Source organism: Bradyrhizobium sp. CCBAU 051011, from assembly GCF_009930815.1.
Taxonomy (GTDB): domain Bacteria; phylum Pseudomonadota; class Alphaproteobacteria; order Rhizobiales; family Xanthobacteraceae; genus Bradyrhizobium.
In genome coordinates, this window is the sequence record NZ_CP022222.1 from 993,975 (window position 1) to 1,005,902 (window position 11,928).

General features: G+C 57.0%; 13 protein-coding genes. 1 reads left to right on the top strand and 12 read right to left on the bottom strand.

Annotated features, from left to right (window positions below; genetic code table 11):
* Positions 1-30: 30 nt before the first annotated feature.
* From lpxD to ACH79_RS44990, 3 genes are all read right to left on the bottom strand, one after another.
* Positions 31-1,056 (bottom strand): UDP-3-O-(3-hydroxymyristoyl)glucosamine N-acyltransferase, encoded by a 1,026-nt coding sequence (lpxD, locus tag ACH79_RS04785; protein WP_161849990.1) that lies wholly within the window; start codon positions 1,054-1,056, stop codon positions 31-33.
* Positions 1,057-1,969: 913 nt separating this feature from the next.
* Positions 1,970-2,425, bottom strand: coding sequence for a thermonuclease family protein (locus ACH79_RS04795; RefSeq protein WP_246738638.1), 456 nt, complete (start codon positions 2,423-2,425; stop codon positions 1,970-1,972).
* 132 nt (positions 2,426-2,557) lie between these two features.
* Positions 2,558-2,788 carry an Ig-like domain-containing protein gene (locus ACH79_RS44990; protein WP_371419363.1) on the bottom strand — a complete coding sequence of 77 codons (231 nt, stop codon included), beginning with the start codon at positions 2,786-2,788 and terminating at the stop codon, positions 2,558-2,560.
* A gap of 55 nt (positions 2,789-2,843) precedes the next feature.
* Between ACH79_RS44990 and ACH79_RS04805 the strand changes: the two genes are divergently transcribed.
* Positions 2,844-3,323, top strand: a complete 480-nt coding sequence (locus tag ACH79_RS04805) for a PH domain-containing protein (RefSeq protein ID WP_161849993.1) — start codon at positions 2,844-2,846, stop codon at positions 3,321-3,323.
* Positions 3,324-3,923: 600 nt separating this feature from the next.
* Here ACH79_RS04805 and ACH79_RS04810 read toward each other — a convergent pair.
* The 9 genes from ACH79_RS04810 to ACH79_RS04840 all read right to left on the bottom strand — a co-directional run bounded on the left by ACH79_RS04810 (position 3,924) and on the right by ACH79_RS04840 (position 11,604).
* Positions 3,924-4,694 (bottom strand): outer membrane protein, encoded by a 771-nt coding sequence (locus ACH79_RS04810; protein WP_161849994.1) that lies wholly within the window; start codon positions 4,692-4,694, stop codon positions 3,924-3,926.
* Between the two features lie 256 nt (positions 4,695-4,950).
* A complete protein-coding gene (locus ACH79_RS43675; RefSeq protein ID WP_371419364.1) occupies positions 4,951-5,088 on the bottom strand; it encodes an ATP-binding protein in 138 nt (45 codons plus the stop codon).
* Positions 5,089-5,116: 28 nt separating this feature from the next.
* Complete coding sequence (locus tag ACH79_RS43680) at positions 5,117-6,214, bottom strand: histidine kinase dimerization/phospho-acceptor domain-containing protein (protein ID WP_246738425.1); 1,098 nt, start codon at positions 6,212-6,214, stop codon at positions 5,117-5,119.
* Complete coding sequence (locus ACH79_RS43685; RefSeq protein WP_246738426.1) at positions 6,157-6,822, bottom strand: hypothetical protein; 666 nt, start codon at positions 6,820-6,822, stop codon at positions 6,157-6,159. Before ACH79_RS43685 ends, ACH79_RS43680 begins: the two co-directional genes overlap by 58 nt.
* A gap of 299 nt (positions 6,823-7,121) precedes the next feature.
* Positions 7,122-9,149, bottom strand: coding sequence for a PAS domain S-box protein (locus ACH79_RS04820; protein WP_161849995.1), 2,028 nt, complete (start codon positions 9,147-9,149; stop codon positions 7,122-7,124).
* Positions 9,150-9,471: 322 nt separating this feature from the next.
* The gene (locus tag ACH79_RS04825) at positions 9,472-9,720 is read right to left on the bottom strand and encodes a hypothetical protein (RefSeq protein ID WP_246738427.1); all 249 of its coding nucleotides are present in this window, start codon (positions 9,718-9,720) and stop codon (positions 9,472-9,474) included.
* Positions 9,721-10,384: 664 nt separating this feature from the next.
* Positions 10,385-10,594: a hypothetical protein gene (locus ACH79_RS44995; protein ID WP_371419365.1), complete on the bottom strand. Its 210-nt coding sequence runs from the start codon at positions 10,592-10,594 to the stop codon at positions 10,385-10,387.
* Positions 10,581-11,219 (bottom strand): response regulator, encoded by a 639-nt coding sequence (locus ACH79_RS43690; protein WP_246738428.1) that lies wholly within the window; start codon positions 11,217-11,219, stop codon positions 10,581-10,583. The genes ACH79_RS44995 and ACH79_RS43690 overlap by 14 nt, the downstream gene beginning before the upstream one ends.
* Positions 11,220-11,388: 169 nt before the next feature.
* On the bottom strand, positions 11,389-11,604 hold the full coding sequence (locus tag ACH79_RS04840; RefSeq protein ID WP_161856215.1) for a PRC-barrel domain-containing protein: 216 nt from the start codon (positions 11,602-11,604) through the stop codon (positions 11,389-11,391).
* Positions 11,605-11,928: the final 324 nt, after the last annotated feature.

Consider the following 11,928-nt stretch of genomic DNA (forward strand, 5'->3'; position numbering starts at 1 on the left):
TCATGTGCCGCTCTTGCAGTACAAGCCGTGTTATCCTTCTCCTTTTACCATCCTCTTGAGCATGGCAATTTGTCGGAAGAAGTCTCTTTTTGGCTGAGCCGGGCTGCCAAGCACTTTCGCGCCTGCATCCACATCCGAAATGACGCCCGCCTGCGCCCCGATCTCCGCGCCTTGACCGATCCGAAGATGTCCGGCCATAGCCGCCTGCCCCCCGACGCGAACGAAATCCTCAAGCACGGTTGAACCCGAAATGCCGACCTGTGCGACGATGACACAACACCGGCCGAGGATAACATTGTGGCCGATCTGGACGAGGTTATCGAGACGGGAGCCGGCGCCGATCACCGTGTCTCGCGATGATCCTCGATCAATCGTGCTATTCGCACCCACTTCGACGTCGTCTTCAAGGATGACTCGCCCAAGCTGAGGAATAGATAGAAATCCATCTGTGGTAGAGGCGAATCCAAACCCTTCCTGTCCGATCCGGGCGCCGGGGTAGACGTAAACGCGTGCTCCCAGAAGCGCATGGCTTAGACTCGCATGTGCGCCAATCCGGCAGTCCCGACCGACAATCACGCCGCTGCCGATAACCGCGCAGGGACCGATCCGACAGCTTGTTCCTATCTCTGCTCCGGCCTCAATCACGGACAGCGGCCCGACCTCCGCAGACGGATCGACGCGCGCCCCCTCTGCGACAATTGCGGACGGATGGATGCCGGGAGAAACTGGAGGCACGGGATAGAAGAGTGCAGCAACACGCGCCCATGCCGCGTAGGGTTCGGTGGTCCGGATCGCCACTGTCCCAGCAGGCACTCGCGCTGCCATATCAGGATGCACAATCACAGCACCGGCCGATGTCTGATCGAGTGCCGACGCATAACGTCGATTATCCAGAAAACTCACTTCATTCGAGCCAGCCGTTTGCAAGGGGGCCACACCTTCGAGAAGCAGTTCGAGTTCATCCGCAACCCCGCGTGCCGTACTCGCAACAACTGCAAGCGAATGTGGCCCACTTCGGCGAAAGAACCTTGCGCTGCCCAAAGTTGCTTCAACCATTGGCGTTCCCAGCTAGCGAACCGGTTCAGCTAGCGTTACCTTTTTTGACTGGCGCCACAGAACTATCGGCGCTTTGATACAGATCAAATGCGTCAGCCCCTTATTGGTCGCAACGTGCGTGCCGCCCTGGGCCGCTCGCCTGCCGTGCCCCGCCACCTCTAGGAGCGCCCCGCCTCGCATGATCTCCGCATCTACAAACGAGATGTCCGCGGCGCTATGACATCGCCGGCTTCCTTCTTGTTGCCGGCGGTAATCGCCTGTTATCCGCTTCGATCGATGCCAGCCAGACTAACAGCGTGAGGAAGCGCCTGCCTACCCGATCAACCGAGCACGGTTCATCGGCGTTCTAGGCCGAACTGCCTCTCGCGTCACTGGCGCGGCCGCAGCGCGACGCCGGGCCTCACGATGCAATTGGCGGGATAATCAACCTATCGGCAATACACTATGGCGATTGCAGTCAGGAGCCCGGCCATCGACGGGGGCGTCCCTACCGCGATGGATAGCTTCATTTTGTGCCTCCTCTCTTTCAGGAAACATAAATTGATCCCGCGCACGTACGAGGCGAAGGGAACTTGCGGCCATGCGAGGTCGCGTCAGTTGGTCTGGATATGTCCGAGTCGGGTCTGTCGTCCGCTTTTCCCCTAACCGCGTTCCAAACCAGTCATCGAGTCTTAAAAACGCATAGAAGGACGCCCAAATGAAAAAGCCCGCCCGAAGGCAGCCTTTCAGCTCGAACCCGATGGGCGCATGGTGCTAAGGCGGTGTCTATCGGCAAGTCAGCGCCTTGCGAAATCCCTCAGCCAAAGCATCTTCCTCAGAGCAAAACCACCGATTGGCCCGCTTCAGGCGTCGATAGCTCCCACAACTTGGCAGGTGATAAATGCCCTCGTAGCCTATGGCGCGCAGCGCGAGCTTAGCTTGATCGGGCATCCTGGCGGCATGGCGGTGTCGACGCGGAATAGCTTGTCACGTGTTCGGTTCTCATGGCCGGCCTGACAACCGCCGCCGATAAGTCGCGCTCCATGTGATTCCATCCTCGCAGGTCGCGCGGTTCTGCGAAGCATCCGTTCCACAGTCCGCGCCGATTCTCGCGTGCGTCAGCTTCCTCTGCCGCGAAACGGGCCTCTGCGGTAGGATCGAACTTGATCGCCCATCCTTCGCGAACGAGCCACTCATTGAGCGTCGTGGCCTCGCTTTCAATCGAACAAATCCCGATCCGCCGGTGCTTGTAGACGTCCCCGCGTTGGTCGAGACACATCTGGTCGATTTCAGGTGCATCGATACCGTCCAGCCGATAAATCGTGCGATCCAGTTGGAACGTATCGCCATTAGTCACAACAATTTCGGCCGCCAGGCTTGGCCCGGCCATCGCCAACAACAACGCCGCAATGAGAGCGCATGTGTTCCGCTTAGGTGTTGGGTGGTTCGGCAGCGTCGAGAAACAAGGGTCCACTTTCCTGTTGGAAAGGCGGACCAGATCGGGTCAGCGTTCGGATCAATGCTATCGAACCGTGGCAATCAGGGTGATTACTGACGTGCCCGCAGCCGTAGGCCCCTTGCCTGTCACCTGAACGGAGAAGGTATCGGTGCCGATGTACCCAGCGTTTGCTGTGTACTCGAATGTGGATTCGTTGAGTTGTCTCAACACTCCGTATCCGGGTTTTTGCGCAATGCTCGAACTCGCTATTACGCCTTCTATCCTGAGGGGGAAGAGGCAAGCTCCTCCGGACACGACGTTAAAGAGCCCCGTCGAATAAGTTTCGGCAGTTGCGGAGTGGGAGTGCGGTATGGGGCGTTATATCGACGAAATCCTGCAGCCCGGCGAAAGAGTGCTTTATTCGACCAACGAGCACTGGATGTTCTTTCTGCCGGCAATCGCGGCGTGGATCGTGGCGGTCGCATTTCTGGTGCTGCGGCGCTTAGCCACTGCCGACGCGCTGATGTTGGTTTGCTTGGCATTGGCGGCAGTCGCTGGACTTGCGGCCTTGTACTGGACGGCGACGGCTTGGTTCCACCGCTGGACCACCGAAACCGACGTCACCAATATGCGGGTCGTCCACAAGACCGGTTTCATCAAGCGGCGGACTTTCGAGATGAGCCTCGACAAAGTCGAGAGCGTCGACGTCAACCAGAGCATTCTTGGCCGCCGTATGAACTACGGCGACCTCACCATTCAGGGCGTCGGCGAGGGTACGCAAAGCATTTCCACCATTGCCTCGCCCCTCGCGTTTCGCAACGCCATCACGACAAGACCGGTTGGCACGTAAATCACGGCATGGTGTGACAGGCGCCGCCCCTCACCAAAAAAGCTGCTTCACTCGAAATTTTTCCCCCTCCCCGGCTAGATCGTACGACCGGCCCGCCCGCCCTTCGCAACCAATAATGATCCCAAAACTTCGGTGAGATTGGTTGTGCAACTTCGGTTGGATGCCATGCACTTTAGCCAACGGTGTCACATACGCGGCTGCTCAATGATGCGTACGCGGCAATAGTGCCGAATGGAACTTGCGTGCGTGTCGTACTTGGAATGGTTCAAGTTGGTCGCGCCTGCGTTTCTGATTTCTATTTTCATTGATGTCGCAATCTTCTCAATCCGGTGGTGGTTCATTGAGGTTGCTTCCCGCTTAACCTACCGGGATGCGGCGGTGCGTTTCTGTTCGCGTCATCGTTCAGGCTCTTGGCAATTTGCAACTGACCTCACGCGGGCTACCGCGCGGGAGCGCCACCGCGCACCGTGACACGCAACCGCCGGCCCATCGCATTGAGAACATGGCTTTATTGGATCGCCGGCAAACGCACTATGCACGTAAAAAAGCCCCGGCACTGTGCCGGGGCTAAGGCTTTGCTTGCTGGAGACAAGCGGTTGATCAGTAGCGGGCCGCCACTGGCGGCGCCCCGTAACCGCCGAAGCGGTAGTTGATGCGCAAGGTGACCATATCCACGTCCTGGCTGACCCGGTTGTTGAGCAGAACACCGGTAAAAGGTGGGGCAAGCGTGAACGAATTATTGGCATCGCCCATGAACAAGTGGTCGTATTCAAGACCGACCGACCAGTTCGGTGCAAAGCCGTACTCAAATCCGACACCCACGACGCCGCCCCAGCGGGTCGCACTTGCCGAGGCCAGTTCAATGCCGGTGGGGGCATCGAGGATGCTAAAGCGGTTGCTTGTCACCGCCGCGCCGCCCTTTACGTACAGCAGCGCTGCATTCCAGGCGTAGCCGATCTGGCCGGTAAAGAGGCCGATGCCATCGGTTTTGGTGCGAGTGGAGAATATCCCAGGAAAGAGCAGGCTGTCGCGCGTGTGGCTGAGATCCGCCCAATCGCCCTGGGCTTCCAGACCAAACACCCACTGATTGGCTTGCCAGCGATAACCGATCTGGCCGCCGACGACGCCGCCGGACCGCGAGTTGCAGCCCTCATCGAAGGTGCCCAACACGAACACACCGTCGGGAACGAAATCCCAGCAATTGCGGCTCTGACCCCAACCGCCATTGGCGCCGATGTAGAAACCGCTCCAGTTGTAGATCACCGGAAGCGGCGCAGGTGGCGGTGCTTTGACCGCCATATCAGCGGCCGAAGCGGGAGAGCCCATCCCGAGAGCAAGCAAACCGATCGTCCCCAGTAAAAACTTCTTCATCGTAATTTCTCCATCCCGCCGCCTTGTTGCGATCATCGAGTTGAAGTGCGCTTCCGAATTGCAACTGTAAGTAAGTTTGCATGATTTTCCCGGAAATGGCGTGACTTACCGGCAACAGTCCACTTTTGAATTGCGGCGGACCTGTGACAAAGCAAACACAACGGCCTCCGGGCGGCACGTCTCCGAAAGAACTCTCTTTACTGGTAGATTTTCCCCTTGCGCGACGGCCTCCTGCTAGAGGCGCGCCGATGATCCACTATGATTGTGTAGAACTGTCGCTGGATATAGGAAGTTTGATCCGAAACGCGGCGCCGCCGTGATCCCGATTTTTTGCCGATATCTCCCCATTGTGGGCCTCGACAATGGTACGCGCGATGGACAGTCCCATGCCCATGCCTTCGGCCTTGCTGGTGAAAAACGGTTCAAAAGACCCCTTTCAGTTTGTCTTCGGGGATGCCCGAGCCCCGATCCGATATAGATAGGTCGGCAAGGTTCTCGACGCGCGAAGTTCGGATGCTGATGATACGATTTTCGCTCGGCGTGTCCTTCATCGCGTCGATGCCGTTCATGACAAGATTCAGAACGACCTGTTGAATCTGGATGCGGTCGCCGAGGATCGGAAGCGCATCCGGTGTGATCGAACTGGTCAGTTCGACCTTTCGTCCAACGGAGAGCAGAAAGAACTCAATAAGGTCATTTAAGTCGAAGTTTTTCAGTTCAAAAGGCGCTTTTTTCAGGAGGCTGCGCATCCTCCGGATGACCTCGCTGGCGCGTCGGTCATCCTGCAAAATATCCTTCACAATATCCTTGAGTTCAGCGATGTCGGGTATTGGCGAGATCTCGTTCAAGGTTTCGGCGTTTGTCAGAATAGCGCCTAACGGCTGGTTGAGTTCATGAGCAATGGAGAAGGCCAGTTCGCCAGCCGTCGAGACGCGGTTGACATGAGCAAGCTCTGCCATGCGCTGCTGGGACTCCACTTCCGCGAATTGACGCCGACGATGCTCACGTAGCAGCACCACGATAAGCCCTGCCTGTACGAGCACGATGGTGATAGTCAGCGCGATTTGCCACCAGTAACGCTCCCACAGGGTTGCCTCGCGGAAGTAGATTGTGCTGCCGGGAGGCAGCATGCTCTCGGCGATTCCCCAGCGCTGCATTTGTCGCCAGTCGAATACTGGCGGCGCAGGTTTCACGAATGTCGGCTTGATGTCGGCAGGCTTTTCACCGTCAAGTATGCGCAGGGCAACGTCCGCTGTCGCTTTGCTCAGTAGAGCGATGGATTGCATCGGCCCCCCAACAATGCCATCCCCGAAAAAGGGACCATCGTGGGAGAAAATCGGTGCGTTGGCCACTGCAGCAAGCCGGAGGAGCGCGCTATTGCTTTCATGCGTCACGCCTGCCCCATCAACGTTCATGAAGAGCCAAAAGATTGCATTATCTGGTGGGAGAGCGGCTGCATCTTTCAGAATGTCTTCGAATGACAGATCGTTGTAATACCGAAACTGCACGCGCCCGGCCAATGGCGCGGTTGTTCTCCGCAGCTCTTCGCGCCAAAACGTCTCGTTAGGCGAAGTGCCGACAACGACTGAAATGATCTTTGTAAGTGGCAGGACACGCAAAATATTCTCAAAGAAAACGATGTCATCGTTGGAAGACGCCACCACGTGTCGTACTCAGTCAGCTTTTGGAAGTCCACCCGGCGGCGCTCAACAGCCGAGAAGACCATCGGCGTCGTCGGAAACAGATCTTTGCGGTGCCGCTGGACGAAGTTCGCGGCAGGGGCGCCGATGGCGAGGATTAGATCGGGTGGCTGATCAGCATTGAGAGCACGGAGATAATCGACAAATGGACCATCTGATTTGTCACTACTCAGACGGGCGCTCAAAAGTGACTGATCCTGAGAATCCACAGACTTTCGTCGGCTCATTTCAGTACGAAGGGCTTCCGCATAAGTAGTCCACGGCTTGAAGCGAAGGCCGAAGGAATGGAGCATCAGAACGCGTTTGGGCTCTGGATCAGCCGCCTGACTTTGGCACAGCGTCGCCAGCAATAATGCGATGGCCAGCGCAGAGGTGAAGGCCCGCGCGCAAAAAGTTCGCCATGATAAGGCACTCGACCAGAAACGCATTGCCGTCCTACTCCGGCACCTAACCGTGTATCAGGACCGTAAGGGCTCGACCCGATGATTGACAGAAAAAAGAGGGCTATTAGCAGCCGCGCTGTCGGGCCCGGAGCCGATGTCCGAGATGGGTCCATTCGCGTCGGTTTGGCCGGACGACGGCTACTTCCGATCTACCCCGGTGAACGGACGTCATCAGGATAGGCGGGCATGTCTCAAAGGTGCCAACAACGGAAGTGAAGCGCAGCCTACTTGAGCATTGGTGCCTTGACCGGATACGCGGGTGCCGCTGGAAGCTCGCACGGCGTTCACAGTGATTGCTTCTCCTGGCCTCTCAAGGCTTCCAGAAGTTCTTCGGTCGAGAAGGGCTTGATGAGAACCGAGATACCTTGCGCAGAAATCGAGTCTACCGTTTGCGATCTGATGTCGCCAGTCATCACAACGGCCGGTACGTTCTGGCAGAGAGCGGCGCGCAGTTGCCTGATGCTCTCGACGCCATTCGGTGAGCCACGAAGGTTAAAGTCACAAAGCAGCACATCCGGGCGCAGGCCCTGCTCTCTGATCAGAGTCAAGGCTTCTGTCGCCGTTGCGACAATGGTGGCGTCAACCCCTCTCGTCTTCAAGGATTTCCTAAGCGCCGAGCGCACGGACGCTTCGTCCTCGATCGCGAGAACGCTGCCCCGGAGGGCATTATTGTGAGGATGCAGCGGCGGTGCTGCATCCGGCGCCTTGACGCTGGATCGACCGCGCGGAACCTCAATGAGAAACCGTGTACCTTTCCCGGGGATCGAACGCACTTCGATCCGGTGATCCAGGATGTCTCCGAGCCGCTTCACGATCGCAAGGCCTAAGCCAAACCCGCCTCGCTCCACGCCGTCGGTCCCCTGATAGTACTCCTGGAATATGCGCGGGAGCTCGTCTTGGGCGATGCCGACGCCACTGTCCCAGACTTCGATACGAACGTCGTCGCCGGCTCGCCGGCATCCCAACAGAATTTGTCCCTTGTCGGTGTATCGGATCGCATTCGACAACAAGTTGCGGATCATCTCCGCGAGCATGTGCCTGTCACTGCGGATGATGAGCTCGGAACGGACGATGCAGAGCCGGAGCCCTCGTTCCAGTACGGGCGCGGCGAAGTCTGCAGCGAGCGACCCGAAGATTTCGCTCAGCGAAAACTCGCTTACGAATGGACGCAGGTTTCCGGATTCCAGCCTGTTCACGTCGAGCAGGCTCGAGAGGATGCTGGTCATGGTGTCCAGTGATCGTCCGATTTCAGTGACAAGATTGCGGGCCTCGCCGCTCGGATGATGTAGCTCAAGCGCTGCATGCAGGAGTTTCAGGGTCTGCAATGGCTGTCGCAGGTCATGGCTTGCGGCGGCCAGAAAGCTCGATTTGGCGCGATCGGCCATTTCTGCTGTTTTCCACGCGAGCTTCTGCTCGGTAATATCCCTCGCAACCTTTGATGCTCCAACAATTCTTCCCTCAGCATTTTTCACGGGAGAAACGGTCAACGAAATACTGACAAGGCCGCCATGCTTGCGTTGCCGAACCGTTTCAAAATGATCAATCCGCTCTCCTCGCCTGATACGGGCCAGAATCTCGCGCTCTTCGTCAAGCCGATCTTGTGGAATTATTATAGTGACGGGTTGGCCAATCGCCTCTTCCGCGGTGTAGCTGAAGAGGCGCTCCGCACCCCTGTTCCAGCTGGTGATGATGCCGTTCAGGTTCTTGCTTATGATCGCGTCATCACTGGACTCGACGACGGAGCCAATCCAACGCAAGCGTTGTTCACTTTGGCGGAGGGTTGTTTCGACTTGGACCCGTTCGATGAGATCCGCAGCTTGTCGAGCGAGCACGTCCAGCGCTCGAAGCTCGTCCTCTGCTGGGGAATGTGGCTTCTGCCAATGGGTTGATATCATGCCCAGCAGCCGCCCGGAGCGCGAGATGAGCGGCGTTGAGTGCATAGCCCGAAGACCCACTTGACGAGCGACCTTGAGGTCAGCCGAGCCTGCCATGAAGTCTGCACATTCGACGTCTGGCACAACGACCCGATGTCCTACCGACAAAGCCATGCCACAGCTGGTCCCGGAATCGCGGTTAACCCGGTCCCAGAATGCGATTGCTTCAGCGGGAAATCCTCGCGAGGCCAACAGTCGAAGTTCATTCCGCTCGGGATCGTACTTCTGCATGCTCCCCACGTCGGCGCGCATCAGGTAGACGGCTGCGTCCAGGACGCGCTCGTAAAGCACGTCGAGGTTACCTTCCTGAATCAGCAAAGTGCTGATTTCTTGCAGTCGAAGCGAGGCGTCAACCTTGCCATTCAGTTCGTGAAGCATATGGCGAAACAATCCCCGTGGTCCTGCGTCAATCTGAATGTGCGATTGTCTGAAGTCAGTCTTAGCACACGGCACGGAGTATGGGCACGGAACTGCTCCAGACGCTGCGACCCAATCTCCGTTCTGGGTGGCGACATCTGCTCACTACCAGCGTAGGTCAGCTTTACACTTAGAACGGACATAAGAACGGGGTTGGTCAGGTGCGCCCCGTTCCCTTGATCAGCCCCTTGAACGAACTCGCCCGCAGTAAGCCTTCCGACGTGATGTCTCGGTATTCAACATCGGCATAGAACTTTGGCTCTGCGATGGAGCGCGTTCGAAATCAGACGTTTTGAGTGCCTGACAATCGCGCGACATTCGCCGCGACAATCTTCTGGTAGTTTTCGATTACAAGCGAGGGATTGCCGCCACGAGCGATAATCGCCTTGGCCTCCTCCATCGCATTCATCTTCTCGGACACCATAAGAAACATTTCGGCCGGAGTGCTCTTGCCGAGGGCCATCATCCGGAGGCGAATTTCAATAACTCGGGCCGCGTCCGCCATGAGCGTCATAAACGAGAAAATCAACATGTACTTGACCTCACGGCGGGATGCCGCAGTCCCTAACAATCCCTATACATGTTCGTTCCTAGCGCTTTCGTTTAAGAGCCTTCACGACGCGCTTGCGGCTATATCGCCCCTCGTTTCCAGCTCATGCGCGCTACATCGACTATTTTGTTCGGAAAGTAATCACGCCGCGCGCCCCGGTATTCCTCGGCGTGTGGCGCTTGTGCTTACTTGATGTAACGCGGCTGTGATTGACTCGAACATGTGCGTGATGATGAGAAAATAGATGCACGATGCACGCTACTTGCTCTCGCGTTCGTGGGCATCAGTACGTATCTATGAATCATAGGTAGGAAATTCGCCCCAAGGACAACACTCCGCAAAAGGAGCCTTACTATGGCGAATGTTCTAACTTCTGGGGCCTGGCTTTCTGCCCCGACTAAAAAACCCTCATTTTTAGCACGATTATTCCGCGTCCAGATCGACTCACGTCAGCGACGAGCTGACCGCGTGGTTGAGCAGTACATTGCTACCCACGGACTGCATAAGCTATCGGATAACGCTGAACGGCAGATCGAGCGTCTGCTTTTTGAGAAGGGCCAGCAAGCATGGTTACGCTCATCATAGTGCACGTAGCAAAGAAGCTCGCTCGCTTTGGGAAAGATGTTTCTGAGTCGTGGCGCGAAGCTCAGCGGCTTCGCCGTAGCCTTCCCGGCCCAACCGAGGAGTAGCTACACGCCTCATCCACTTCATCGAAACGTCGCTTCGTCAATTCAATCGTCTTGAGGACGGCTTTCGGAGCGCCTTGCCCGTCTAGGACCACCATCAATTTCCCGACCTCCGCAGAAAGCAGGCCCCGACTTTCCGCCCAGCAGGTCGCACACTTAGTTCCCGACAAAACCAGCTCCAGGAGCCGATTGGCTAAGTCGGGACCATCGCCAAATGAAAACGTCTCTAAATCTTGCCAGCGATGGGGCGAAAGACTGATGCTCGTTTTTGGCGGCGTCAACGCTATCGAAATGGACCGCCCGCGCCATGTCCGGGTTACCCCCGTTAGCGACCGAACTGCGGACATCATCAGTGGTCCGTTTCCTGCCAATGGCGGACATGCAGGTGCAGACCTTGATCAAGCCATCAACGAGCGAACGGAGCCTAGGAACGCCCTGCCAATGCTTTGAGTGGCTCGATGAGCGACTGCGCGGCGAAAGGCTTGTAAGAAATGCGATGCATCCAGAGGCCAGCGCAGCCTTGCGAACGGCAGGGTCTTCATTCCCGGTAATGTAGATAACCGGCACGGAAACGCCTGCGGCTTTGAGACCATGTCTCAGCTCGATCCCTGACCCGTCGTTCAGGTTGATGTCGAGGATGACGCAAGCCGCCTTCTCGAAATCGGTGTGGCTTTTGAAAGTCTGCGCGGACGAAAACAGGATGGGTTCGTACGCATGCTGCTGGAGCAAGCGCTTTACGCACTTCAACATTCCTGGGTCATCATCGACCACTAGAACGAGGTTCCGATTTGGCATCTAAGACATCCCTGACCTGTCCGCCGACACGCCTTGAAGCTCTTAAACTCTGCCCAATCCGAATATCAACTTTGACGCAGATCAACGCCTTGCGGTTCCAGAGCGGGAACGCACGCACCGTCGGCCCAATGCGAAGCCTGTTCGAGACAGTCTTTCGGCCTTAGCCGTTTCAGCCGGTCTGCGCAAATTTGATCGTTGAGACGGGCCACTTTCCACCGTGGCCCCTGATCGAAATTCGTAGGCCGTGCTCCTCGTCAAGCCAAACGTTCTCTATCGTCCCGGTCTTTCCGTCAGTGAGAACTACGGCCTTGCCGACAAGCTCAGACCAGGCCTCATCGAACGCGCCAAGGATCCGAGTTGCCCATGAAAGCGGACATCGCTCAATATAGTCGGCATGTCTCAAAGGTGCCAAAAGCGGGCTACCCAACCTTGTAGTTCACTCTAGCTTCTGCAAAGCAACGCCCGAGGACATCAATGGGCGGCTTACAATCGGTTTTGAACTTCAGATTTGGCGCGATTTGTGCTGGCACCTGTATGGGTGCTTGGTCATTAACTTGAGGCTTTGCTTGCTTGAGTGGCAGCCTGTCACTTTTAATCGAGCGGTTGGCTATCTGCTGAGTAAATATCGCAGAGGTCTCTATACCGGACTGGGAACGTGCCGCTGCGTCCGAAGGAATGACCTGCTGCACCGCCATTGAACTAGTAATGC

What these genes read in the sequence shown, in the direction of transcription:
- lpxD (WP_161849990.1), bottom strand. Translation starts at nt 1,056, where the DNA reads ATGGTTGAAGCAACTTTGGGCAGCGCAAGGTTCTTTCGCCGAAGTGGG.
- ACH79_RS04795 (WP_246738638.1), bottom strand. Translation starts at nt 2,425, where the DNA reads ATGGCCGGGCCAAGCCTGGCGGCCGAAATTGTTGTGACTAATGGCGAT.
- ACH79_RS04805 (WP_161849993.1), top strand. Translation starts at nt 2,844, where the DNA reads ATGGGGCGTTATATCGACGAAATCCTGCAGCCCGGCGAAAGAGTGCTT.
- ACH79_RS04810 (WP_161849994.1), bottom strand. Translation starts at nt 4,694, where the DNA reads ATGAAGAAGTTTTTACTGGGGACGATCGGTTTGCTTGCTCTCGGGATG.
- ACH79_RS43675 (WP_371419364.1), bottom strand. Translation starts at nt 5,088, where the DNA reads ATGGGCATGGGACTGTCCATCGCGCGTACCATTGTCGAGGCCCACAAT.
- ACH79_RS43685 (WP_246738426.1), bottom strand. Translation starts at nt 6,822, where the DNA reads ATGCGTTTCTGGTCGAGTGCCTTATCATGGCGAACTTTTTGCGCGCGG.
- ACH79_RS04820 (WP_161849995.1), bottom strand. Translation starts at nt 9,149, where the DNA reads ATGCTTCACGAACTGAATGGCAAGGTTGACGCCTCGCTTCGACTGCAA.
- ACH79_RS04825 (WP_246738427.1), bottom strand. Translation starts at nt 9,720, where the DNA reads ATGTTGATTTTCTCGTTTATGACGCTCATGGCGGACGCGGCCCGAGTT.
- ACH79_RS43690 (WP_246738428.1), bottom strand. Translation starts at nt 11,219, where the DNA reads ATGCCAAATCGGAACCTCGTTCTAGTGGTCGATGATGACCCAGGAATG.